Annotated in this window: 15 protein-coding genes; 8 read left to right on the forward strand and 7 right to left on the reverse strand. The window is 64.8% G+C overall.

Features of this window, described 5'->3' with window-relative positions; translation table 11 throughout:
- Positions 1 to 109: 109 nt before the first annotated feature.
- The 7 genes from ACYVHT_RS02840 to ACYVHT_RS02870 form a co-directional block, all read right to left on the reverse strand.
- The gene (locus tag ACYVHT_RS02840) at positions 110 to 2,161 is read right to left on the reverse strand and encodes a glycoside hydrolase family 127 protein (protein WP_460547731.1); all 2,052 of its coding nucleotides are present in this window, start codon (positions 2,159 to 2,161) and stop codon (positions 110 to 112) included.
- A 164-nt stretch (positions 2,162 to 2,325) separates the two neighbouring features.
- Entirely contained in the window at positions 2,326 to 3,285 is a 960-nt protein-coding gene (locus ACYVHT_RS02845; protein ID WP_460547733.1) for a glycoside hydrolase family protein, read from the reverse strand.
- A 341-nt stretch (positions 3,286 to 3,626) separates the two neighbouring features.
- On the reverse strand, positions 3,627 to 5,666 hold the full coding sequence (locus ACYVHT_RS02850) for a DUF2264 domain-containing protein (RefSeq protein ID WP_460547735.1): 2,040 nt from the start codon (positions 5,664 to 5,666) through the stop codon (positions 3,627 to 3,629).
- A gap of 115 nt (positions 5,667 to 5,781) precedes the next feature.
- On the reverse strand, positions 5,782 to 7,359 hold the full coding sequence (locus tag ACYVHT_RS02855) for a RagB/SusD family nutrient uptake outer membrane protein (protein ID WP_460547737.1): 1,578 nt from the start codon (positions 7,357 to 7,359) through the stop codon (positions 5,782 to 5,784).
- Between the two features lie 100 nt (positions 7,360 to 7,459).
- Positions 7,460 to 10,462, reverse strand: coding sequence for a SusC/RagA family TonB-linked outer membrane protein (locus tag ACYVHT_RS02860; protein WP_460547739.1), 3,003 nt, complete (start codon positions 10,460 to 10,462; stop codon positions 7,460 to 7,462).
- Positions 10,463 to 10,773: 311 nt separating this feature from the next.
- Positions 10,774 to 11,940, reverse strand: a complete 1,167-nt coding sequence (locus ACYVHT_RS02865; protein WP_460547741.1) for a glycoside hydrolase family 43 protein — start codon at positions 11,938 to 11,940, stop codon at positions 10,774 to 10,776.
- Entirely contained in the window at positions 11,937 to 13,793 is a 1,857-nt protein-coding gene (locus ACYVHT_RS02870) for a glycoside hydrolase family 35 protein (protein WP_460547743.1), read from the reverse strand. The genes ACYVHT_RS02865 and ACYVHT_RS02870 overlap by 4 nt, the downstream gene beginning before the upstream one ends.
- Before the next feature lie 305 nt (positions 13,794 to 14,098).
- Here ACYVHT_RS02870 and ACYVHT_RS02875 point away from each other — a divergent pair, with 305 nt between their 5' ends.
- The 8 genes from ACYVHT_RS02875 to ACYVHT_RS02910 all read left to right on the forward strand — a co-directional run bounded on the left by ACYVHT_RS02875 (position 14,099) and on the right by ACYVHT_RS02910 (position 25,811).
- On the forward strand, positions 14,099 to 18,355 hold the full coding sequence (locus ACYVHT_RS02875; RefSeq protein WP_460547745.1) for a two-component regulator propeller domain-containing protein: 4,257 nt from the start codon (positions 14,099 to 14,101) through the stop codon (positions 18,353 to 18,355).
- A 294-nt stretch (positions 18,356 to 18,649) separates the two neighbouring features.
- On the forward strand, positions 18,650 to 19,771 hold the full coding sequence (locus ACYVHT_RS02880) for a glycoside hydrolase family 88/105 protein (RefSeq protein ID WP_460547746.1): 1,122 nt from the start codon (positions 18,650 to 18,652) through the stop codon (positions 19,769 to 19,771).
- Positions 19,772 to 19,792: 21 nt separating this feature from the next.
- On the forward strand, positions 19,793 to 21,040 hold the full coding sequence (locus ACYVHT_RS02885) for a DUF2264 domain-containing protein (protein WP_460547748.1): 1,248 nt from the start codon (positions 19,793 to 19,795) through the stop codon (positions 21,038 to 21,040).
- Positions 21,041 to 21,063: 23 nt separating this feature from the next.
- Positions 21,064 to 22,038 carry a glycoside hydrolase family 43 protein gene (locus ACYVHT_RS02890; RefSeq protein ID WP_460547751.1) on the forward strand — a complete coding sequence of 325 codons (975 nt, stop codon included), beginning with the start codon at positions 21,064 to 21,066 and terminating at the stop codon, positions 22,036 to 22,038.
- Positions 22,039 to 22,127: 89 nt separating this feature from the next.
- Complete coding sequence (locus tag ACYVHT_RS02895; RefSeq protein WP_460547753.1) at positions 22,128 to 22,898, forward strand: SDR family NAD(P)-dependent oxidoreductase; 771 nt, start codon at positions 22,128 to 22,130, stop codon at positions 22,896 to 22,898.
- A gap of 118 nt (positions 22,899 to 23,016) precedes the next feature.
- Positions 23,017 to 23,847, forward strand: a complete 831-nt coding sequence (gene kduI, locus ACYVHT_RS02900) for a 5-dehydro-4-deoxy-D-glucuronate isomerase (RefSeq protein WP_460547755.1) — start codon at positions 23,017 to 23,019, stop codon at positions 23,845 to 23,847.
- A 322-nt stretch (positions 23,848 to 24,169) separates the two neighbouring features.
- Complete coding sequence (locus ACYVHT_RS02905; protein ID WP_460547757.1) at positions 24,170 to 24,802, forward strand: Pvc16 family protein; 633 nt, start codon at positions 24,170 to 24,172, stop codon at positions 24,800 to 24,802.
- Position 24,803: 1 nt separating this feature from the next.
- On the forward strand, positions 24,804 to 25,811 hold the full coding sequence (locus tag ACYVHT_RS02910; RefSeq protein ID WP_460547759.1) for a hypothetical protein: 1,008 nt from the start codon (positions 24,804 to 24,806) through the stop codon (positions 25,809 to 25,811).
- The last annotated feature ends 25 nt before the right edge of the window (positions 25,812 to 25,836 follow it).

The raw sequence follows: 25,836 nt of genomic DNA on the forward strand, positions 1-25,836 counted from the left end.
CAGGGCTTGGCGGGCCGTAGCGCGGAGGTTGTCGTCCGCGCTACGGCCCGCGCCGTTCATCAATCGTTGCAGCGGCGCAGGGACGCGGACTAAAAGTCCGCGCTACAGCTCATTTCTTCTCTTCCTTCTGCGCCACTTCGTGCGTCACCACGTCCACATCCACGACTTTGGCGGGAAACCAGACGGTCATTTCGCCCTTGCCCCGGTTGGCCCAGGCGTAGTACGGGATGGCCGTGAGCGTCTGCGGCACGGTCTGGATGGTGCCGGCGGCCTCATCGACCTGCACGGCGGGCACGGTGGCGGTGAGGGTGGTGACGCCGTTGAGCAGCGTGGGCTGGTAGGTGGCCGTGAACCGGGCGCTGGCGGGCACCAGCAGGTTGGCGGCGCGGCCCTGGTTGTCGGGCCACTCGGCGCAGTACATGAGGGGGCCGCGCTGCAGGGCCACTTTGCCGAGGTCGGCCTTCACGTGGGGGTTGGCCACCACGCGGCGCACTTCCATGGGCAGGGTCACGTCCACCACGTCGCCCTTGCGCCACTTGCGGGCCAGCACGGCGTAGCCGTTGCGCAGGGTGTAAGGCGTTGATTTCCCGTTGATTTTCACGTCCACTTTTTCGCTGGAAGGCGTGGCGAAGGTGTAGAGGTTCGAGGGCATGGCCGCGCCGCGGGCCCAGCCGGGAATGCGCACCAGCAGGTTGAAATCGGTGGCGGCGGCGGGGTTCACGGTGAATTTCAGGCCACCGTCCCAGGGGTAGTTGTTCTGCTGCACCAGCTGCACGCGCTTCTTGTTCACCTGCAAGTCAGCCGTGCCGCTCACAAACAGGTTCACGTACACGTCCTTATCGTGCTGGCCATACACGTAGCCGGGCAGGCTCGGGAACAGCCGGGCCAGGTTGGTGGGGCAGCACGAGCAGTCGAACCAGCCCGCCCGGGCCGGCTCGGTTTGCGGGAAGCTGGTCGAGTTCTTTATCTGCATGGCGTTGCTGTAGAAAAAGGACTTGCCATCGAGGCCCACGCCCGAAATCAGGCCGTTGTAGAGCACCTTCTCCAGAATGTCGGCGTACTTGGCGTCGCCGTGCAGCTGGAACATGCGCTGGTTCCAGTACACGTCGGCCACCGAGGCGCAGGTTTCGTTGTAGGCCGTGGTGTTGGGCAGCTCGTAGTTGTCGCCGAACCGCTCGCCGCCGGGCACCGCGCCGGTGCCGCCGGTCACGTAAAACTTCTTGCTCACCATGTTCTGCCAGATGGTGTCCACGGCCGCCAGCAGGGGCTTGTCGCCGGTGAGGGCGGCCACGTCGGCCATGGCCGAGTACAGGTATTCGGCGCGCACGGCGTGGCCCTCGGCCTCGGTTTGGGCCGTCACGGGCTTGTCGTCCTGCCAATACTGGCCGTTGCTCCACTCGTCCTTGCTCTTGGTATCGTAGCCCTGGTACCGGCCGCGCTGGTCGAGGAAGAACTTAGCGGTTTGCAGGTACCTGGGCTGGCCGGTGATGCGGTAGAGCTTCACCAGGCCCATTTCCACGATTTCGTGGCCCGGCGCCACGGCCCGCTTGCCGGGGCCGAAGGTGGCGCACACCAGGTCGGCATTCTTAAGGGCAATATTCAAGAAATTCTTCTGGCCGGTGGCCTGGTAGTGGGCCACGGCGGCCTCGTAGAGGTGGCCGGAATTATACAGCTCGTGGCTCAGTTCGCGCTCCTTTTCCCAGCGCTCCTTACCGGCCCAGGCGTGCGGGTGGGCGGGGTCGATGGTGCGGGCGGTGTAGAGGTAGCCGTCGGGCTCCTGGGCGGCGGACACCTTGGCAATGAGCAGGTCCACATACTCCTTCAGGTGCTCGTCCGGGTACAGGCTCATCGAGTACGACGCGCCCTCGATGGTCTTGTAGATGTCGGTGTCATCGAAGGGAAACGTGGTGGCAAACTTGCCCGACTTCGCCGCCGCCATCTCGAAGTTCTTCACCCGGTTGGTGGCCTCGCAGCGCTGAAACGAGGCCGGAATGGTCACGTCGGTGTTGGTTTTGAGGCGCGGCAGCCAGAAGTTGTCGGCCAGCTTCACCTGCGTGAACGGCACGGGCCGGATGGGATAGTCGGCCACGACCTGGGCGCGGGCCGCGCCGGTCAGGGCCAGCAGCCCGGCCAGCAGCAAAGAGGAACGAAAAGGACGCATAAGAATCGAAGAAATGAGTAGTGGCCTGCCGCCGGGCCGGGCTAGCTCACCAGCTTCCAGCCCCGACAAAGTTGCAAATAATTTACACAATCGTTTGTGTAATGATTAAAAAAAGCCCTTGAGCCCGTTTATATTGCCCGGCCCGGTGGCCAAAACCCCGGCTATCAGCGCCGCCCAGCCTTGATTTTCGTCGGCTTCACCGGCTCGAAAACGTTCACCGGCAGAATGTTGCCCTGCGCGTCGAAGCGCATGGGCGCCAGGCAGGTTTCGCGGTTGTAGCCGTTGCCGTCGGGGATGTGGAAGCGGTGGAAGGCCATTACCCACTGGTCGGTGCCAGGAATCTGGAGCACCGAGTGGTGGCCGGCGCCCTTCACCACGCCGTGGCCTTTCAGCACGGGATTTTTCTCCGCTTTGGTGAAGGGGCCGAGCGGCGAGCTGGCCGTGGCGTAGGCCACGGAATAGCGCGGGTCGCGGGTATCGAACTCGCTCCACATGAGGTAGTATTTGCCCTGGCGCTTGAAGGCGAAGGAGCCCTCGTTGTAGCCCGGCGGCTTGAACTCGATGACGGCGGCCGGGTCGTAGCTCACCATGTCGGCGTTCAGCTTCACCACGTGGCACTGGCCCTGGCCCCAGTAGAGGTAGGCGCTGCCGTCGTCATCAACAAACACCATGGGGTCAATCACCTGGCCGTGCAGGAAACCTTTGGGCACCAGCGGCTTGCCCAGCGGGTCTTTGAACGGGCCCGTAGGGGTGGAGGCCACGGCCACGCCGATGCTCTGGGCGGCGGTGTAGTAGAAGTAGTACTGGCCGTTTTTGGTGGCGATGGCCGGGGCCCAGGCGTTGCGGTTGGCCCAGGTCAGGTCGCGGGGCAGGTCCAGAATCACGCCCTCGGACTGCCACTTCACCAGGTCTTTCGACGACCAGCAGGTGAAGCTTTTGGCGCCCCAGCCCTCGATGCCGTCGGTGGTGGGGTACAGGTAGTAGGTGCTGCCGAAGGCGGCAATGTGCGGGTCGGCGTACAGGCCGGGCAGGGCGGGCGGCGGCGCGTGCAGCGTGTCGGCGGGCAGATGCTGGGCCTGGGTGCTGAGAGATAGGAAGAGAAGGGCGAGGATGGGGAATCGCATGGATTTGTTTGTCAGTTTTTTAGAACGTCATGCTGAGCGCAGTCGAAGCATCTCGCTCGCATTGCCTGACGGGTCACCTCACCCCCGGCCCCTCTCCCGCAGAGAGGGGAGCCTGACGAAGCGGTAAAGCAGCTGCGCTCAGCATGACGTTCCTATTGCTTTATCAGCAACGTTAAAAAAATACGAACGCTCGGTACTGGCCAGCGGCCGGGAGGAGTCCCACCTCTCCCCGGGCCAACCGCCTTTGCAGAGGCGGCGCGGACTCACTCACGCAGCGGGCGGGGGGCTTCGCTGCAGCCTGGTCAGGGCCGGGCGTTCGTTAAGTTGGGGGCGCTTGGGGTTCACTCAAACGCGATGGTTTTGCTGGTGCCGTCGGCGAAGGCCACGGTGTAGCAGCCGGTTTTCGGGTCGGGCTTGATGGTTTTCACGGGCAGGAGCTCGGCGTCGGTCCAGGTTGAGCCGGATTTTTTCCAGAGCAAGAGGGTGGCGTAGGGCTGGCCGGGCGTGAGTTGGGCCGAGACGTTGAGCAGGGCGCTTTCGGGTCGCACCGGGTTGAGGCCGGTGGTGGTTAGGGTTTCGGTTTTGGTCCAGCCGCTGAGTGAGATGAGGGCCAGCTGCCAGGTGCCGTTGTCGAGGAGCTGGGCTTCGTGGCCGTTCACTTTGCGGGTGCTGCGCCGGATGGTGCCGGTGAGGTTGGGCAGGGCGTAGTGGCCGAGACGGGCGGCCACGGGCGCGGGGCCGGCGGCCAGGTCGAAACGCATGATGCCGTTGGGCAGGGTCATTTCGGCCAGGTGCAGTTTGGCATCGGGGTTGGTTTCGAGGGCGGCGTCGCGGTAGTAGATGCCGTTTTCGTACTTGCGGAAGGTGTAGAAGCGCAGGGCTTCCCACTGGTCTTTCTGGTTTTTGAGGACGTAGCTCATGGCCACTTCGCCGTTGGGGCCATCGGCCTGCCAGGGAAAGGCGCTGTTGTAGCTCAGGCGGTTGTAGTTCTCGTTGCCGCGGTTGGCGTCGCTGGCGGGCTGGTGGGGCGCGTCGCGGATTTCGGCCGCGCCGCTGTTGGGGTAGTCCGTCACGAGGAAGTTGGGGCCGGGCTCGAACTTGTTGAACACCGTGCCCGGCTTCAGCTCCTTGGTCCAGGGGCCTTCGTTCTCGGTGGCCGTCCAGAAGGGCGAGTCGGCCGGCACGAGCAGGCCCAGGAAGGCTTTGCTCATCCAGAACACGCTGCCCCGGCAGCTGTAGGCCTGCACGGCGGGCTCGAACGGCCCGTAGAAGCCCAGCGTCGGAATGTTGTCCTGCAAAAAATCAGGGTTTTGCAGAAACTGCAGCAGCGCCCCCGAGGCAATGCGCCGCATCCAGCCGAAATTGGTGCCGGGCGCCACCGGCTCCAAGCCCATGAGCGGAAAGGGCACCACCGCGGCGAAGCGGTAGGTGATGCTGCGGCCCCACATTATCATACTACCGTCGCGGCCGAACTGGTGGGGGTAGTTGTCCTTCAGCGGAGCAAAATTGGCCGCCAGCTGGGTGGCCACGGCCGGGTAGTGCTGCCGGCCGAAGTAGTGCGACCACAGCCGGCCGTACATCTGGAAAGCCCACATGCTGTAGTAATCGAAGGTCGGCGCGTCGTCATACCAGCCCTCGCCCTTATAGTGAGTGAGCTGCTTCTGCAGGTATTCTTCCAGCAGCTTGGTGTTGACGGTATAGCCCCGGCTCTGGTAGAAGCTCAGGATGAATATGTTGAAGTAGCGCCAGTTCTGCGGCACGGTGGGGCCGTCGCCGTAGCTGAGCATGGTGGCGGCCAGGGCATCTTTGGTGGCCTGGGGTAGCGGGTCCCAAAGGATTTCGGGCGCGGCAAACAGGGCCACGCTCAGCCCGCCAAACTCCACCAGGTTCTGGCTGGGGCCGCCGTCTTTGGCGCGGGGCTGAATGAACGACGGGCTGGCCGGGTTCACCAGTTGGGCCAGTTGGTGGCGGTAGTAGTCGCCCACCTTCACGCCGTTCAGCGTCAGGCCGGGGTCTTCCTTGAGCAGCGGCGCGGCCATGAACAGCGTGCGGCACAGGCCCTCCAGCTTCTCGGTGGGCACCTGGCCGGCGCTGCGCGGGTAGCTCTTGCCGGGCTGCTTCGGAAACTGCATCGGGTCGTCGAGCTGATGCACGTAGCTGAACGCGCCCGTGAGCAGGTAGCGGGCGGCGTCCTGCCAGTGCCGGCGCGTCATGCCGGTGAAGGGGCTCAGCTTCTTATCGGGACTTTTCACCTCGAACAGCGGCAGTCTGGTGGCAGCAGGCGCCACGTGGGTGTCGAAGTACGGCGCGGGCGGCGCGGCCTGGCCGTGGGCCAGGCCGGCCGTCAGGCCCGCTAAGAGAAGAAGAACAGTGCTTTTCATCAGCTTGAGGTAACGCAGAAGCGGTGTTCCGCATCAGGCAGCCGGCTTACCTCACCCCGGCCCCGGTTCGCTTGATGCGCGAAGCCCGCGGAGAGGGGCCGGGGGTGAGGTGATACTAGTACCCCGGGTTCTGGCCCAGCGTAGCGCCCACGTTCAGGTCGATGGTGGACTGCGGGATGGGCAGCAGCAGGTTCCTGGTGGTGAGGCCGATAACCGGGGCGGGGTTCAGGCGCGTGACGCGGTCGATGAGCGTGCCGGTGCGGATGAGCGTGAGACGGCGCTGCTCCTCCCCTATCAGCTCGCGGGCGCGCTCGTCGAGGATGAGGTTCAGGTCGACGCTGGCAGCCGACACCTGCGCGGCCTGGGCGCGGGTGCGCAGCACGTTGATGCTGGCGGCGGCCCCGGTGGTGTTGCCCTGCTTGAACTGCGCCTCGGCCAGCAGCAGGTAGGTTTCGCCCAGGCGCATCATGGTCAGGTCTTTGATGGTGCCGAAACCGAAGGTGTCGGTGGGGTCAAACTGGTTCCACTTGGTGGTGTAGGGCGTGATGTAGAAGATGGTATCGGAGCCGGTGAGGCCGGTTACGCGCTGGCCGAATTTGGCGGGCACGGCGGGGTTGTTGTAGTAGAAGCGGCGCTTGAGGTTGTACTTCGAGTTGCGCATGTCCTGGCTCGAATACAGGCGGTAGTCCACCCAGTTGCTCAGGCGCAGGCGGCCGATGCCACGCCCGCCCAGCGAGTCGACCAGCAGCATGCCGTTCACGTTGTAGTAGGCCGGCACCCACATGCGGCGCTGCTGGGCGCTGGTGGTGCCGCCGGGCACGAGCAGCTGCTGCTCAATGCCCCAAATCAGCTCGGTGTTGCCCTGGCTGCGGCGCTGGTTGCCCACGATGAACATGTCGGCAAAGTAGTCGCCGGGCTGGGTCGATTTCACCCCGTAGCGGGCCTGAATGAGCCGGTACTGCCCGCCGCTGATGACGGCCTGCAGCTGGGCTTCGGCCAGCGCGGGCTGGTTGGTGCGCAGGTACACTTCGCCGAGCAGCTGCTGGGCCGCGCCCTTCGTGATGCGGCCTGAGGCGGCGCGGCTGGCCACGTACAGGCTCGGAATGGCCGTGGTGAGGTCACTGATGATGAGCGAGTTGACCTGCGCAATGGGCGTGCGGGTGAAATCGGTGCGCGGCGTGGTCACGGGCTCCGTAATCAGCGGCACGTCGCCCCAGAGCGTGGCCAGGAAGTTGTAGGCGTAGGCACGGTAAAAGCGGGCCTCCCCGCTGATGCGGTCCTTGTAGCCCTGGCGCAGCGTGCCTGGGGCCGAGGCCGCGCCCTGAATAATCTGGTTGCAGTTGTTGATGGTGCGGTAGGCCCAGTTCCACATCACGCTGGCCGCCACGTCCTGCGAGTTCATCAGGGCGTAGTTGTAGTACGGGATTTCGGCACCCTGCACCTGGCCGGGAATGGCCACGTCGGTGCCGAGCTGCATCATGCCCAGCAGGCCCTGCTCGTCGGAGCGGGTGTACTGCTCGCGCACCACCGATTGCAAACCAGCCATCGCCGCCTCAAAGCCCAGCGAATCGGTGAGCACGGTCTGGGGCGTGTAGAGTGACTTGGGGGCTTCGTCGAGGAAGTCTTTTTTACAGGAGCTCAGCAGCTGCGCGGCTGCCAGCAGGGCCAGGCCCATTAATCCAATGCGTTTCATATAATCGGGAGTGGGAAGTCGGGTGGGAATGGGAATTCAGTTTTTTTGAACGTCATGCCCCGGCTGTGCCCGGCATGAGGTTCTGTTTCCGGACTGCCAACTACAGCGTCACGTTCAGGCCAAACACGAAGGTGCGGACCTGCGGAAAGTTGGGGTTGGTGCCGCTGCCGGGGTTGCCGAGCGTGGTCAGGTTGTCCACGTTGCCGGAGCCGTTGCCCAGGGTGTAGTTCTGCTCGGGGTCCCAGCCCACCCACTTCGTCCAGGTGTAGAGGTTGCGGCCGCTCACGTACACCGATACGCCGCCCATTTTCAGGCGCTCGGTGAGCGGGGCCGGCAGCGAGTAGCTCAGCGTCACGTCCTTGAGGCGGGTGTAGCTGGCGTCCACGGGGTAGCCGTACTGCCGGTTGTTGGTGTAGCTCAGGCTGGGGCGGTCGTTGCTGCCGTTCTGGGGCGTCCAGTAGCCCACTTCCTGCGGGGTGTTGAGGCGGCCGCCCAGGTCCACGAAGTTCAGGGTCGGGTTGTTTTTCAGAATGCCCTGCGCCGTCTGCAGGAACACGCGCAGGCTCAGCCCCTTGTAGGTAAAGGTGTTGGTGAGGCCGGCCGTGTAGTTGGGCAGCGACGAGCCCAGGTATTCCCGGTCGTTGCTGTCAATTTTGCCGTCGCCGTTCAGGTCCGCAAATTTCAGGTCGCCGGGCTTGGCGCCGGGGTCCTGCTTCGAGGCGTCTTCGCCGGTTTGCCACACGCCCACCAGGCGGTAGTCGTAAACGGCGCTCAGCGGCCGGCCCAGGAAGCGGCGGTTGCCGATGTCGTCGGTGTTGGTGTAGCCCAGCTCCAGCAGGCGGTTGCGGTTGGCCGAGATGTTGAAGGCCGACGACCAGCTGAAATCCGCTTTCTGAATGTTCACCGTGTTCAGGCTCAGCTCAATGCCGCGGTTCTGCACGCTGCCGATGTTGTCGAGAATGGACGAGTAGCCCGAGATAATCGGAATCTGGCGGGCCAGCAGCAGGTCCTTGGTTTTGGCATCGTAGTATTCCACGGTGCCGGTGATGCGGTTTTTCAGCAGGCCAAAATCGATGGCGTAGTTGGCGCTGGTGGTTTGCTCCCACTTCAGGTTGGCGTTGCCGATGTTGTTGGCCCGCACGCCCACCGCCGACACGCCGCCGTAGGCGTATTGCAGCAGCGCCCCGCCCGTGATGGTCTGGTAAGGGTTGATGCCCTCGTTGCCGGTCGTGCCGTACGAGAAGCGCAGCTTCAGCACGTTCAGCAAGGAATTATCCTTCAAAAACGCCTCGTTGGCCACGTTCCAGCCCACGGCCACCGAGGGGAAAACGGCGTATTTGTCGGCGTTGGCCCCGAACACGGACGAGCCGTCGCGCCGGGCCGTGGCCGTGAACAGGTAGCGGCTGTCGTAGGAGTAGTTCACGCGGGCCATCTGCGATTCCAGGCGGCGCATCTCGCTGTAGGAGCTGATGGTGGGCGTGTTCGAGCCCGAGCCGATGCTGTTGAAGCCAATCTGGTCGTTGATGAAGCCGCTGGCGTTTTCGCTCGTCGTGAAGTACTTGTTCTGCTGGGCGCTCTGCACCAGCGTCACGTCCACGTGGTGCTTGTCGAAGTCCCGGTTATAGGACAGCACGTTTTCCACCGTGTAGTTGGGCCGCTCCTCGTTCACGAGGGCGGCCGAGCCGCGCAGGTCGCCGCCGGCCCGGCCCACGTAGTTGGCAAAGCGGTAGGTACGGTAGCCGTAGGTCACGTTGAGGCGGTATTTCAGGCCGCTCAGGAAAGTGGGCGCCACCTCCAGGTAGCCCGTGCCGGTGAGCTGGTTCACCCGGCTTTCGCGGGTGGTGGTGGTGCCAATGAGCGGGTTGGTGAACAGCTGCTCGGGCTGCTGCGCGTAAATGGTGTAGGTGCCGTCGGGGTTGTACACGTTGGCGTAGGGGCTCGAAATCATGGCCGAGCTCAGGTTGGCGCGGCCGCCGCCGTCGTCGTTGTTGGCGTAGAACGCCGAGGTGCCCACGCGCAGCCAGTTGGTCAGGTTGGCGTCGATGTTGGTACGGAAGCTGATGCGCTGGTACTGATACCCTTTGATGATGCCCTGCTGCTTGAAATAGTCGCCCGACACGAAGTACTTCACGTCGTCGTTGCCGCCCGAAATCGACACGTTGTGGTCCTGAATAAAGCCCTGCTGCTTGATGAGCTCCATCCAGTCCACGGTGCGGCCGGCGTTGTAGTTGTCCACCTCGCTCAGGTTGGGCACGTAGCCGAAGCTGATGCCCCGCTGTCGGGTAAACTCCTGGTACTTCGCCGAAAAATCGGGCCCGTTCAGCGGGTGCAGCTTGGCCACGATGTACTCCGGCCCGGCGTAGCCCGCGTAGCGAATCTGGGGCTTGCCGGTTTTGCCGCGCTTGGTGGTCACCAGAATCACGCCGTTGGAGCCCTTCGTGCCGTAAATGGCCGTCGAGGACGCATCCTTCAGAATCTCAATCGAGGCAATGTCGTTGGTGTTGATGTCGTTGAGGTTGCCGGCAAACGGCAGCCCGTCCACAATCAGGTACGGGTCGGTATTGGCCGTAATCGAGCGCACCCCGCGAATCTGGATGCTGGACTGCGAGCCCGGCACGCCCGAGCCGCTGGTGACCTGCACGCCGGCCACCGCGCCCTGCAGCGCCTGGGCCACGTTGGCCACCGGCAGCTTCTCCAGCCGGTCCTGCGGCACCGACACGACGGAGCCCGTCACGTCGGAGCGCTTCTGGGTGCCGTAGCCCACCACCACCACCTCGTTGAGGTCCTGGGTGCTGGGCGCCAGCTTCACCGAAATCGTGCTGCGGTCGCCCACCGCAATTTCCTGCTTCACGTAGCCGATGGACGAGATGACGAGCGTGGCGCCGGTCGTGCCCGCCGGCACCTCCAGCGAGAAGCGCCCGCCGGCGTCGGTGGTGGTGCCCATGGTGGTGCCTTTCAGCAGCACCGTCACGCCGGGCAGGCCCTCCCCTTTTTCGTCGAGCACGGTGCCCGTGATGGGGCCCGCCACGGCCGGCGCTCCCAGCCCCATCGGGGCCTTTGGCACGCCAGCTCCGCTGGCGGCGGCCTGGGTTGCTACTGCCAACGGCAGCGCTCCGCATAAGAGTAAAAGTTTTGTCTGCATACCTTTTTTAGAAAAATTTGCAGCGGGCTGACGCCTGCTTCGGGTGGGAAAAAGCAACTTGCAAGTGATAAAAATCCAGTTGAATTGATTGGGTAAAAGTAGCTGGCGGCGCAGGTGGCAAGCAGGGCTTTTTTAAGCAAATGCGGGGGTTAAATTCAGCCCTCACGCATTATTTCAGCTTCCGCCCGTCTTGCATCAAACTCATTAGCTGCGTCTTAATTAAAAACGGTGTTGACTCACTCACCGGAGCGCCAGCCCGCCAGGTGTGCACGCTACGGGGTAGCAGCCGCGCCCCTGGGCCGGCCGGCATCGAAGGCGCTCAGGTCCCAGCGGTCGGCCCAGCGCAGGCGGGGCTGGTCGCCCTCGAAGAACAGCGGCAACCAGATGTAGCCGCCGTCGATGGGGTTCTTCGGCGTCCAGCGGTCGGCCATGAAAATGAAGGCATTCTTCTTGCCGGCCACCGGCAGGATGTAGGTGCTCTGCGAGTGGTAGGTGGAATCAGCATCGGGGCCGGTGGCGGGGTTGTCGAGCTGCCGCCACGGCCCCCAGATGGATGCGGCTACAAACGAGCGGGCGGCATTGGGCGCCCAGCCGGTGCAGCCGGAGGCGATGAGGTAATACCGGCCGCCGCGCTTGCACAGGGCCGGCGCTTCGTTGTGGCCCGCCGGCGCAATGACGTTCCAGCGCCCCGTAAAGCCCTGGTAGTCATCAGTCAGCTCGGCAAGGTGCAGCGTCAGGTTTTCTTCCGAGGCGTGAATGCTGTAGGCTTTGCCGTCGTCGTCGACGAAAATGGTCATGTCGCGGGCCATCTGGCCGGGCTCGAAATCACGGCGCACAAACAGGCCCTCGGCCACGGCCGTGCGCCATTCGGGCGTCCACCATTTCAGGTCCTTTTCGCCCGGCACGGGCTGCTTCCATTCCTCCTTAAAGCCGAGCGGCCACTGCCCCGCGCCCGGCCGGTACGAGCGCACGTAGGCATACGGCCCGGCGGCTTTATGGCTGACGGCCACGGCGGTGCGGGCGGCGGCGTAGCCCTTGCCCTTCAGCTCCAGGTGGAACCACATCACGTACTGGCCGGTCTTCTTGTTGAACACCACCTTGGGCCGCTCCAGAATGCAGCCCTTCTCAATTTCCGAGCCCGAGCCTTCGGGGGCCACGGCCAGGGCAATGCCCTCGTCGGTCCAGTTGTAGAGGTCCTTCGAGGAGTAGCAATGCACGCCAACCTGGGCGCTGTTGCCCTTCGGCCCGGCAATCTTGTGCTCGCCAAACAGGTAGTAGCGGCCTTTGTCGTAGAGCAGGCCCGCGCCGTGGGCGTTTAAGTGGATTCCCTTGTTATCGGGCCACGCTTTGCCGGGCTCGAAGGCGGTGCGCGTCTGCGCCTGGGCCTGGGCCTCCGTTGCCAGCACCAGCAGCGTCAAAATGAAAAGGGCCGTTTTCATGGTTGGGCGGCAGCGGCAGCGGGCGACAAGTCGCTGAGGATGGCGTGGTTGAGGAAAGAGAGCGTAGCCTGCTGCGGCTTGAGCAGCTCCAGAATGGTGACTTCGTTCGCGCCTTTTTTCAGCCACTCGACGGGCACGTAGACGGTTTGCTGCGGGCCAATCGCCCAGTAGCGGCCCAGGTTGTGGCCGTTCACCCACACCACGCCCTTGCCCCAGGTGCGCAGGTCGAGGTAGGTATCCTGGGGGGTGGCCACGGTGAAAGTGGCGGTGCGCAGCACCGGCGCAGCGGTGGCGGCCGGGGCTTTGGCGGCAGCTTTCGTCACCGTCGGAGCTTTGTCGAAGGGCAGGCCGAACATCTGCCAGCCTTTCACTTCCCTGCCGCCGAGCATTACCTGTTTCGTAATGCCTTTGTTGTTCTCCAGCAGGTATTTACCAAAGTTGATGCGGCCCAGGTTTTCCACCAGAATGTCGAGCTGCACCTGGCCGGCGGGCAGGGCCACGCGCAGGCTGTCCTGGCGCAGGCGGCGGTCGAGGGTGCCCACGCGCTGGCCGTTCACGAGCACCACGGCGTAGTCGCGCAAGTCGTTGATTTTCAGCAGCTGCGTGCTGCCGCCAGGCACCGTGGCGCGGTACAGCACGAAGCCGTAGGCTTGTTTCAGGTTTTCGAAGGTGAGCGGCGTGGCATTGGCTACCGGCGCGGGCAGCTGGTCGAGCAGGCTGGTGGCGCGGGTGAGCTGCACGGCGGGCAGGGCCGTGCTGGGCTTGGCCGCCGGCACGGGCGGCAGCGGCTGGTTGGCAGGCCGGTAGCGGGCAATGACGTCGCGGAAGGCCCGGAACTTGGCCGTTGGGTTGCCGGCTTCGTCGAGGGGCGCGTCGTAGTCGTAGCTGCTCACCTGGGGCTCGTACTGCGTGCCCTCGCCCTTGTAGTTGGCCCCGTTCAGGAAGCCCCGCGTGGTGCCGCCGTGAAACATGTACATGTTGATGGACATGCCCGCTTTCAGCACCGAATCGAGGCCGGGCGTGTACTTGGCGGCGGGCACGGTGTGGTGCTCGGTGCCCCACCAGTCGAACCACGCCGGGTACCACTCGGCCACGTAATAGGGGCCTGTGCCGCCGTGGTTGGCCTGCACCAGCTGCCTGATTTGGCTGGGCTTATCGGTGCCGTTCACAGCGGGCAGCAGGCCGTCGAGGTGGCCGGCCGCCACGTCCTTCACCGGGTCGCAGGTGTAGAGCAGGCCATCGAACCCGGCTTCCTCGAACAGCTTTTTGTTGAGGGCCAGGTAAGCTTTGTCGGCGCCGTAGGAGCCGTATTCGTTCTCGACCTGCACCATCAGGATGGGGCCGCCGTGGCTCACCTGCAGCGGGGCCAGCTGCTTGCCCACGGCTTGCAGGTAGCGCCGGTAGGCGGCCACGTACTGGGGCTCCTGGCTGCGCACCTTCAGGCCGGCAATGTTCTGGAGCCAGTACGGATAGCCGCCGAATTCCCACTCGGCGCACACGTAGGGACTGGGGCGCAAAATCACCCACAGGCCTTCTTCCTGGGCCATCTTCACAAAAGCGGCCACGTCGTTGTTGCCGGTGAAATCGTACTGGCCGGGCTGGGGTTCCTGCGCGTTCCAGAACACGTAGGTGCCCACCGTATTCAGGCCCATGGCTTTGGCCATTTTGAGGCGCGCGCGCCAGGCCTCGCGCGGAATACGCGGGTAGTGCAGCTCGCCCGAAATCATCTGGAAGGGCTTGCCGTCGAGCAGGAACTGGTCGGGGCCGAGCGCGAAGGTGTGCGTGGGCGGGGCGGCAGCGGCCCGGCTCAGGCTATTGAAGCTCAGCGCCAGCAGCAGGCTGCACAGAGGCAAACGGTGGAGGGAGGAAAGCAGGCCCACGTTCTTGATTTACTAAAGGTTTCGGGGCAAAAGTATCGGGCCTGGCGTCGGGTGGCCGGGGGCTTTTTCGTTAGAAAGCGGGGGTGAAATTGACCCTTGCCCCCAAAATCCCCGCGCACTTGTTGCTGATGCCGAAGCCCGCGAAAAGAAGAAGTTCACCCGTTCGGGCGCTGCGGCAAAACCGCTACCTTGCATGCTGATACCATGCTGCCAGCGCATGAAACCGCTGCCCAGCCCGTTTCCTTCTGCCACTGCATTCACGCTCAATCCCACCCTCCGTGCAGGCATTTCCGCTCCATAAGTGGGCACTCACCTTTCTCTGCTTTCTGCTTCTGGGCGGCCCCGTGGCGCAGGCCCAGGACGTGGCACCCGGTGATTTCCGCTTCGAACACCTGACCGTGGACCAGGGCCTGTCGCACTCCGACGGCATGGCCGTGGCCCAGGACCGCGCGGGGTTCATCTGGGTGGGCACCAACCGGGGCATCGACCGCTACGACGGCTACCGCCTGAAACAGTACGAGCTGCCCATCAACCCGCGCAACGGCATTTCCGGCAACCGCATCCGGGTGCTGCTGGTGGCGCCCGACGGCCGCCTGTGGGCCGGCACCGAGCGCGCCGGCCTGGGCCTCTACGATGCCACCGCCGACCAGCTCCTGAACTTCGACGAGGACCAGGCCCCGCCCGCCTGCCGCCCGCTGATGCAGCGCCTGGCCCAGAGCAGCGTGACGGCGCTGGCCACCGACCGCCGTGCCCGCCTTTGGGTAGGCACCGCCGCCGATGGCGTGTTCATCCTGACCTTCGACCAACAGGGCCGGCTGACTGCCCTGCGCCAGGTGCCCACGCCACCAGGCGCTGACAGCTACCAGGTAAGCAGCCTGGCGGCCGATGCGGAAGGCAAAATCTGGATTGGCACTTTCAATGCCGGCCTGCGCGTGGTTCGGCCCGAAAGCCCGGACTTCCGGGCCGAGCCAACGGCCGTGAGCGCGCTGGTGCGGGTGTTGCACATCGACCGGCGCGGCGACCTCTGGATTGGGATGGACCAGCAGGTGCTGTGGGTGAGCGCGGCCAACCGCCGCACCGTGCGCGAGCTGCTGGCACACCCGCAGCCCCAGACCTATCCGCAGCTGCAAGCCCTGCACCTCGACTCGTTTGGCCGGCTGTGGGTGGGCACTATCTACGGCCTGTATGTGTGGGAAGCGGGAACCGTTTCGGGCAGCACCCCGCCCCTGCGCCCCGGCCCGCCCGCGCTGCTGCTGCCCAAGGATAACGAGCCGTTTGGCATCAACTCGGAGCGGATTCATCAGATATTTGAGGACCGCAACCAGGTTGTGTGGCTGTGTGCCTCGGCCGGTGGCCTCAATAAGGTAGACCTGCGGCAGAAGCCGTTTGGGCGGCTGCGCCAGCAGCTTTCGGGCAGTTCCACGCTGTCGAACAACTACGTCAACAGTGTTTACAAAGAAGAAGGCCGAAACCTGCTCTGGGCGGGCACGCGCAACGGGGTAGCGAGCTACGACCTGACGCACAATACTTACCGCAACTACCTCAACCAGACCTGGGCCGGCAACACGCGCGGCGTGGACGTGGCCACCATCTTCCAGACCAGCAGCGGTACGCTGTGGTTTGGCACCCGTGGCAGCGGCCTGAGCAGCCTCACCCGCCAGGCGGGCACCGAAAAGCTGCGCACCTACGAGCGCCTACCCAACGGCCTCAGCCTGAGCAGCACCAGCATTGAGGGCATGGCCGAGGACCGGTACGGCACGCTGTGGGTGGCCACCTTCACGGCCGGCCTGGTCCGGCTCAGCCCGGAGGGCAAATTTCTCGGGGCCTACACGCAGGCCAACAGCGCCCTGCCCACCAACCGCTTCACCTACCTGCTCTACGACCGGCGGCAGGACGTGCTCTGGGCCAGCACCACCGACGCGGGCCTGCTCAAGCTGCGCGTCACCCCCGATTCGCTGGTCCTGCTCAAGCAGTTTCGCCAGGCGGCGGGCGCGGCCGAGGGGCTGCGCGTGAACTACGTGTGGCCGCTGCTGCTCGACCCGCAGGGCACGCTCTGGATTGGCACCATCGGCGGCGGGCTGCACCAGCTCACCACCGATAAGCAGGGCCGCGAAGTCATTCGCAGCTACGCCAGCTACCTGCCCGAGAGCGACGTGGAAAGCCTGCTGCCCGACGACGAAGGCCACCTCTGGATTGGCGGCACCGGCCTCTACCGCTTCACGCCGGTCACCCGCCGGTACCTGCGCTACGACGTGACCGATGGCCTGCAAAGCAACGCTTTCAAGATTGGGGCGGCGGCGCGGGCACAGGATGGCACGCTGTATTTCGGCGGCATCAACGGCATCAGCTATTTCCAGCCGCACGCCATTCAGCCCAACCCCTACCCGCCGGTGGTCCAGATTACGGGCCTGCGCATTGCCAACCAGCCCGTGACGGTGGGCCAGCCGCTGAACGGCCGCGTGGTGCTGCCCCGGCCGCTGTCGCAGCCCCAACTGGTGACCATCAAGGCGTCGGAGAATGACTTTTCGGTGGAATTTGTGGGCCTGAACTACGCCAACCCGCAGAAAAACCGCTACGCCTACCGCCTGGTGGGCTACAACGAGGGCTGGGTGTACCCCGCCCCCGGCCAGCGCACGGCCAGCTTCGCCAACCTGCCGCCAGGCCCCTACACGTTCGAGGTGAAAGCCAGCAACGGCGAGGGCGTATGGTCGAAAAAGGCGGCCACCATGCAGTTTGACGTGCGCGCGCCCTGGTACAAAACCGGCTGGGCCTACCTGCTCTACGCCGTGCTGGCCGTGGGCGCGGTGGCGCTCTACCGCCGCATCGAGATGGCCCAGCAGAAGCTAAAAAACCGCTTGGTGCTGGAGCAGTTCCAGACCGAAAAGGAGAAGGAGCTGACCGGCCTGAAGCTGGGTTTCTTCACCAACGTGAGCCACGAGCTGCGCACGCCGCTCACGCTGATACTGGGGCCGATGGAGGAAATCATGAGCAGCCCCGGCCCGGTGGCCGACCTGCGCGGCAAGGTGCAGCTCATGCACAAGCAAGCCCGCAAGCTGCTGGAGCTGGTGAACCAGCTGCTGGACTTCCGCAAGGTGGAAACCGGCAACGTGCCCCTGCGCGCCACCCACGCCGACGCCGTGCAGTTCCTCGCCGACATCTATTCCGTGTTCAGGCTCAAGGCCGAGGAGCGCGGCGTTGAGTACCAGCTGGATGTGCCCCAGGAGCCGGTGCGGCTGTATTTCGACCACAGCAAGCTGGAAATTATTCTGACCAACCTGCTGGCCAACGCCTTCAAATACACCCGCGACAAGGGCCGGGTCGTGCTGTCGGCCACCACCGTGGGCAACTCTGGCGGGGAGGCCGTCTACAGCGACGGGCAGCTTACCGGCAATTACCTCAACATCACCGTCTCAGATACCGGCGTGGGCATTAAGGCACACGAGCTGGACCGCATTTTCGACCCCTATTATCAGGCCTCGCACACCAACACGCTGCGCATGACGGGCACGGGCATCGGCCTGTCGCTGGCCCGGCAGTTTACCGAGCGGCACGGTGGCCGGCTCACGGTGGCCAGCATCGAGGGCCAGGGCACTACGTTTGAGCTGCGGCTCCCATTTGGCCAGCAGCATTTGCAGCCCGAAGACATTCAGGCTGCAGCGCCCGTGCCCGAACCAACGGCCGAAGCCGCTCCGCTCCTGCTCGAAACCGACCTGGCACTTCCGCCCGCCGACGCCGCCACCCGCCCGCCCCGCCTGCTGGTGGTGGAAGACAACGACGAAGTGCGCCAGTACCTGCGCCAGCTGTTTGAGGCCGACTACGAAGTGACCACCGCCGAAGACGGCCTGGAAGGCTGGAGCGCCGCGCTCAGCCAGCTGCCCGACCTCATCATCTCGGATGTTATGATGCCGCGCTCCGACGGCCTGGAGCTGTGCCAGAAAGTCAAGCAGCACCCCAAAACGGCCCATATTCCGGTGCTGCTGCTCACGGCCCGCACGGCCGAAATCCACGAGCTGGAAGGCCTCGGCATGGGGGCCGACGAGTACGTGAGCAAGCCCTTCAACCCGACGCTGCTGCACGCCAAGGCCGCCGCGCTGCTGCGCAACCGCCGCAAGCTGCACGAGTTCTACCAGCGCCACATCCTGCTGCAGCCCACCGAAATAGTGGTGGCCGATGCCGACCGCGAATTCCTGGAAACCGCCATGGCCGTGGTGGAGCGCAACCTCGACAATTCGGAATTCAGCGTGCAGGTGCTGGTGAAGGAAATGGCCATGAGCCAGTCGGTTTTCTACCGCCGCATCAAGAGCATCACCGGCCAGACGGCCGTGGAGTTTATCCGCGACGTGCGCATGAAGCGCGCCGCCCAGCTGCTGGCCCAAACCACGATGCGGGTGTCGGAAGTGGCGTTTGAAGTAGGCATTGAGGACGCCAAGTATTTCCGCAAGGCCTTTCAGAAAATCTACAACCTCGCGCCTTCGGAGTACGCCAGGCAGCACCGGCAGGGCCGCGAAGCCGCCTCGGCCGAGCCGGTGGGGTAAAACGACGTGCCGAGCGCGGTCGAAGCAGCTCCCCCACTTCGTCCGGCTGCACGCTCCTCTGTAGGAAACGGGACGGCGGTGAGCGTGCCTCGTCGGGCCGGGCACGCGCGCGGCTTCGCTTTGCGCGGCCTGAACGCCTTTACGCGAGCCAGGCCATTGCCGGCCCGACGAAAAATTACCCCCTATTCTCCCAAAACGCCCCCGCCGCATTCCGGCGTGAAGGCCTAGTATTGCGGATAGTTTCTTCAGCCACCGCCGTCCGGATTCGTTGGCTTCATTTCTTAACCCACCCACATGTCCCTTTCTGTTCGTCCGCTGGCCTGCGGGCTGCTGCTGCTGCTTTCAGGTTTCAGCCACGCCACCCAGGCCCAGGAAATAGCCGCCGCCGACAAGGCCGTTTTCAAGCCGAAATTCATCCGACAGCAGCTGCTGAAAGCCACCCGGTGGCAGCTGGCGCACCCCCGGCACAAGGCCACGGACTGGACCAACGGCGCGTTTTACTCCGGCGTATTTGCCGCCTACCAGGCCACCAAATCCGGGCTGATTCTGGATTCGCTCATGGCCATGGGTGAGCGCACCCACTGGCAGCCCGACAGCCGCTACGACCACGCCGACGACATTGCCATCTGCCAGACCTACCTCAACCTCTACCGCCTCAAAAAAGACCGGCGCATGATAGCGCCCACCCTGGCCGTGGCAGAGAAATTTCGCACCGAGCCCGGCCCCGAAGTGGCCAAAAACGGCATTGCCTGGTGGTGGTGCGACGCCCTGTTTATGGGCCCGCCGGTGCTCGTAAAGCTGGGCATGATTGAGAATCAGCCGAAATACCTGACCCTGAGCGACACCTTGTACCAACAGACCTACAAGCGCCTGTTCAACCACCAGGAGCACCTGTTCTCGCGCGATGCCGGCTACCTGTGGAACGCCGCCGGCGAGGGCAAGAAGGAAAGCAACGGCCAGCGCATTTTCTGGAGCCGGGGCAATGGCTGGGTGATGGGCGGCCTGGTGCAGATTCTGCAGGAATTGCCTCAGAACCACCCCACACGGCCGTTCTACGTGGGCATTTTCAAGGAAATGAGCGCCCGGCTGGTGCAGCTGCAGCAGCCCGACGGCCTGTGGCGCTCCAGCCTGCTCGACCCCGCCGCCTACCCCGGCGGCGAAACCTCCGGCTCGGGCTTCGATACCTACGCCATGGCCTGGGGCATCAACAACGGCATCCTCGACAAAGCCACCTACCTGCCCGCCGTGCAGAAAGCCTGGGTTGCGCTCAACAAAGTGGTGTCGCCCGAAGGCCGCGTGGGCTGGGTGCAGCCCATCGGGGCCGACCCGCGCCGCGACTTTTCGGCCGACAGCTGGGAGGTGTACGGCACCGGCGCTTTCCTGCTGGCCGGCTCGGAAGTCATCAAGCTGAAATAGCGCAACCCATTACCAGCCAACATGAAGCGACGTTCGTTTATCACCGGCGCGGGGGCGGGGCTGTCGGTGCTGGCGCTGCCGGGCGCGGCGTTGGCGGGCACGGCCAGCCGCCTGCCAGCCGCCAAAACCCCCACTGACCGCGAATACTGGCTGAGCACGCTGCTGCGCATCGTGGAGCCGGTGCTGACGGCCGGCGCGCAGGGCAAACTGAAGGCGACCATGCCCGTGGAGGCTGCCCCCGGCCAGCAGGAAGGCCGCCGCCAGGTGACGCACCTCGAAGCCCTGGGCCGCACGCTCAGCGGCCTGGCCCCCTGGCTGGAGCTGGCCGACGCGCCCGCTGCCGAGCGCGCCCAACAGCAGCGCTGCGCCGAGCAGGCCCGCCAGGCCATTGCCCACGCCGTGAACCCGCAGTCGGCCGACTTTCTGAACTTCAGCCAGGGCGGCCAGCCGGTGGTCGATGCCGCTTTTCTGGCCCATGCCCTGCTGCGGGCCCCTGCCCAGCTGTGGGCCAGGCTGCCCGCCGCCACGCAGCAGCAGCTGGTGCAGGCGCTGCAAAGCAGCCGCGTCATCAAGCCGGTGTACAGCAACTGGCTGCTGTTCAGCGGCATCATTGAGGCGGCGCTGCTCAAGTTCACGGGCAGCGGCGACCTGATGCGGATGGACTACGCCATCAAGGAGCACCAGACCTGGTACAAGGGCGACGGCACCTACGGCGACGGCCCTGATTTTCATTGGGACTACTACAACAGTTACGTCATTCAGCCCATGCTGCTTGATGTGGTGGGCACGCTGGTGGCCGCCGGCAAGGAAAGCAAAGACCTGCTCGACAGGCTGCGCGCCCGCGCCCGGCGCTACGCGGCGGTGCAGGAGCGCCTGATTGCGCCCGATGGCTCGTTTGCGGCGTTCGGTCGCTCGCTGGCCTACCGCTGCGGGGCGTTTCAGCACCTGGCCCAGGTTTCGCTGCAGCAGTTGTTGCCCGCCGAGCTGCCCGCCGGGCAGGTGCGCAGCGCCCTCACGGCCGTTATCCGGCGCACGCTGGAGCCCAAAGGCACGTTTGATGCGCAGGGCTGGCTGCAGATTGGGCTGTGCGGGCACCAGCCGGGCATCGGCGAGGGCTATATTTCGACCGGTAGCTTGTACCTATGCACCACGGCTTTCCTGCCGCTGGGCCTGCCGGCCGCCGATGCTTTCTGGGCCAGCCCGGCCCAGGACTGGACGGCCCGGCGCATCTGGTCGGGCCAGGATGTTAAAACCGACCATGCCCTGTAGGGCCCTGGTCCCTATTCTTATCGATGAAGTATTCTGTTGTGCTGCGCGTTGCGCTTGCTTTGCTGGTTGCCGGAACGGCCCGGGCCCAAAAACCATCGAAACCCAAACCGCCTGCCCGGCAGAGCGAGGCACTGGTGTTTGCCTATTTCAAGGGCAATGGCGAGGACGGCCTGCACCTGGCCAGCAGCACCGACGGCTACACCTGGACGGCGCTGAACAACGACCAATCGTTTCTGAAACCCGCCGTTTCGAACGACAAGCTGATGCGCGACCCCTGCATCATTCGGGGCGCGGATGGGCTCTTTCACATGGTCTGGACCACGAGCTGGCACGAGCGCGGCATCGGCTACGCCACCTCGCCCGACCTCATTCACTGGAGCGAGCAGCAGGACATTCCGGTGATGGCCGCGGAGCCCGAGGCCAAAAACTGCTGGGCCCCGGAAATCACCTACGAAGCGCAGTACGACCGGTACCTCATCTACTGGGCCACCACCATTCCGGGCCGGTTTTCGCAGGGCGAAACCACGCTGGAGGGCGGGCTCAACCACCGCATCTACTACGTCACGACCCGCGACTTCAAGACCTTTACGCCGGCGCGCGTGCTGTACGACCAGGGCTTCAACGTCATCGACGCCAGCATTCAGCCGGACGGGCAGCGCTACGTGATGTTTCTGAAAGACGAAACGAAGGAACCCGTCCAGAAGAATCTGCGCGTGGCTTTTGCCGACCACGCCATTGGGCCGTGGAGCGCGCCGTCGGCCCCCATCACGGGCAAGTACTGGGCCGAGGGGCCTACGGCCATCCGGCTGGGCAAGCAGTGGCTGGTGTACTTCGACAAATACACCGAGCACAAGTACGGGGCCGTGACTTCCAGCGACTTGGAGCACTGGACCGACGTATCGGACAAGGTACAGTTTCCCAAAGGCACCCGCCACGGCACGGTGCTGCGCGTGACGCCGCAGGAGCTGGCCAAGCTGAAAAAAGGCGCGGCCCGGTAGCGGCACTCCTGATTTTATCCGACACTACATGACGGCAACCCGCGGCGCGGGCCGTACTTTCCGGCCCGTAAACCCGCCATTCCGCATCTATGAGCAACCTCTCTTCATTTGACCTGACCGGCAAAATCGCGCTGGTCACCGGCTGCAACAAGGGCATTGGCCAGGCCATGGCCCTGGGCCTGGCCGAAGCCGGCGCCGACATCATCGGCGTATCGGCCACGCTGGCCCTGACCGGCAGCGACACCGCCCAAAAAGTGGAAGCCCTGGGCCGGAAATTCACCGCCTACCAGGCCGATTTCAGCCAGCGCCCCGCCGTGGATGCCTTCCTCACGCAGGTGCAGCAGGATTTCCCGCGCATCGACATCCTGGTGAACAACGCCGGCACCATCAAGCGCGCCCCTGCCGCCGAGCACGCCGACGAGCTGTGGGACGAGGTGCTGCACATCAACCTCGACGCGCCCTTCCGCATTGCCCGCGCCATCGGCGGGCAGATGCTGGCCAGCGGCTCCGGCAAAATCATTTTCACGGCCTCGCTGCTCACCTTTCAGGGCGGCATCAACGTGCCGGGCTACGCGGCCAGCAAGGGCGCCATCGGCAGCCTGGTGAAGGCCCTGGCCAACGAGTGGGGCGGCCGGGGCGTGAACGTGAATGCCATCGCGCCGGGCTACATCGCCACCGACAACACCACCGCCCTGCGCAACGACCCCGACCGCTCCCAGAGCATCCTGGGCCGCATTCCGGCCGGCCGCTGGGGCGAAACCGCCGACTTCAAAGGCCCCACCGTCTTCCTGGCCTCGGCCGCGTCCGACTACGTGCACGGCACCATCCTCACCGTCGACGGCGGCTGGATGGGACGCTAGGTGAATGAGCGAATGGGGGAATGGGTGAATGACTCCAGTTAGTTTGTTCATCGGTTTTACTCCGTTCGCATTTCTCATTCACCCATTCACTCATTCGCTCATTCACCCATTGACCACCATGACCCAGCGCTTTGCCATTGGCCCCCGCGAAACGGCCACGCTCAACACCACCGGAATCCGGGAGCACTTTCTGATTGAGAACATCTTCACCGCCGGTGAAATCGAGCTGACCTACACGCACTACGACCGCATGATTGTGGGCGGCGCGCAGCCCACCGGCGCGGCCCTCGCGCTGCCCTGCCCGGAGTCGCTGAAAGCCAGCTTCTTTCTGGAGCGCCGCGAGCTGGGCGCCCTCAACGTGGGCGGCGCCGGCACCGTGACGGTGGACGGCACCGTGTACGAGCTGGGCAACCAGGACTGCATTTACGTGGGCATGGGCGCGAAGGACGTGCAGTTTGCCAGCGCCGACGCCGCCCAGCCGGCCAAGTTCTACCTGCTCTCGGCCCCGGCGCACCACGCCCACCCCACCACCGTGCGCACCCAGGCCGAGGCCACGCCCGTGGAAATGGGCGCTTCGGAAACCGCCAACGAGCGCACCATCTTCAAGTACATCTACGCCGAGGGCATTCAGAGCTGCCAGCTGGTGATGGGCCTCACCCAGCTCAAAGCCGGCAGCGTGTGGAACACCATGCCCAGCCACACCCACGACCGCCGCATGGAGGCCTACCTCTACTTCAACATGAACCAGGGCCAGCGCGTGCTGCACCTGCTGGGCGAGCCCACCGATACCCGCCCGCTGTGGGTGAGCAACGAGCAGGCCATCCTGTCGCCGCCGTGGTCCATCCACACGGGCTGCGGCACGGCGGCCTATGCCTTCATCTGGGGCATGGCCGGCGAAAACCGCGAGTACACCGACATGGACGCCGTGCCGCTCGACACGCTGCGCTAAGGCGAAGCTTTACCAAAACCGATGCGCCCCGACATGGCGCCCGGCCGCTGGCCCTGCTGAATTCAGCAGGGCCAGCGGCCGGGCGCCAGGTTTTTTTTGCTCAAATCGGTTGCTCTGGAAAAATTTAATACCCTTGGCTGCATTCATTAATAAAATAAATATCTAAATTGCACAATATAAACCTCACTCACTGGCAGAAGCTGCGGCGCTCCACACGCTACCGGCGCGACTGCAACCGCAAATCGAGAGAGGCTTAGGAGGCCGCCCGGGCCTGATGCGTAACCGTTGAGAAGGAAAGCTACCCTCATTCCAGCCAAACGATATGCTGCTGCACGCGCTCAAAATCATTCAGACCGAACTCGAAACGCACCTGGCGGCCTACAGCCCGACGGGCGACGAAGAGAAGGTGCTGCTGGAAAACCTCTCGGAGGGCCTGGCCAGCAGCGGCGGCACCGTGACGCGCGACCGGCTGATATTCTCCTTCGTGAACTACCGGGAAGAAAAGGCCCTCAAGAACCTGCCCACCTACGCCCGCAACGACGCCACGCTCACGGCCCGCTACGAAAACCCGCCCGTGTTCCTCAACTTCCTGCTGCTGGTGACGGCCACTCACGTCAGCTACGAAAAGGCGCTGCTGTACCTCTCGCGGAGCATCCGGTTTTTTCAGTCGAAAAACGTGTTTACGCCCGACACGGTGGCCCCGGCCACGCTGCTGGCCGCGCAGCCGCTCAATGCGCTCGACCGGCTGGCAACCTTCAAGCTCATTCTCGACATCTACTCGCCTTCGCTGGAGGAAGTCAACCACTTATGGGGCACGCTGGGCGGCAAGCAATACCCGCACGTGCTCTACCTGCTGCGCCTGCTCGACCTCCGGTACGAGGCCATTGAGCGCGAAAGCGGGCTGATTACGGAAGTCGTCAGCGAATTCTACCACCGCAACCCCAGCACCAACTGACATGGCCGAGCGCGTGCGAAAGGGCTACCAGCGCCTGTTTGAAGTGCGGCTGCTCCACCACTACTGGCTGGACGAGGGCGGCACGCTGTTCGACCTGCTGCCCGATGCCACGCGCCGCCTGCTCACCTACGACCATCGGCCTTTTCTGCACCTCGCGCCCACGCCCGCCACGGCCCGGGTGCTGGCCGGCCTGGGCGGCGTGTACCGCGAAACGGCGCTGGGCGGCCTGGTAGCCGCGCCCGACGAGGCCGTGATTCCCGATGAGGCCGTGTTCGAGCTGGTGCTGACGGTGCGGCAGGCCGCTTTCCAGCACTACACGGCCCTGACGCTGCCGCCCCGCCGGATTTACGAGCTGTACTACGCGGCCGAGGACACCATTTACCGCTACAAGGAAAACGTGCCCGTGCTCTCGAACCTGACCGGCGTGCCGCGCGGCGCGGGCCCGACGCAGGCGCTGTACCTGTCGAGCGAGGTGCCCGCCCCCGCCCCTACCGACCGGGTGGAGGCGCTGGTGGCCGTGGCTGGCGCCCTGCAGCAGCTCACCAGCGACCCGCCCGGCGCAAGCACGCAGCAGGTAGCGGCAGCCGTGGGCAACGCGCCCGTGTTTGTGCACCAGGCCGATGCGCCGGTGCTGGTGCCGCCGCCCGGGCTGGCCGGCGTGCCCGGGCGCGGCCTGCGGCTCACGGCCGGCATTCCCGACGACGTGTTTGCGCTCGTGCGCATTGCGGCGGTGCGGCCCGGCAATGCCGCTTTCAGCTGCACGGTGGGCGGCAAGGCCCGCCCCGACTACCCGGTTTTTCAGGTGCGCTTCAAGAACCGCTCAACGGTGCGCCACTATTTCAACCGCGTGACGGGCGCGCCCACCACCACCGACGCCGGCCCGCTGCCGCTCACTTTTTCCGGCAACGCCGGCACCAGGCAAAAGCCCGCACCCGAGGCCATCCGCCTGACGCTCGACCCGGTGATGGCCGGCCGCATTACGGGCATTCAGTCGAACATCTACGAGTAGCTACTTCATCCCCAACCCTTTAAAA

It is taken from the genome of Hymenobacter daeguensis (genome assembly GCF_054780555.1).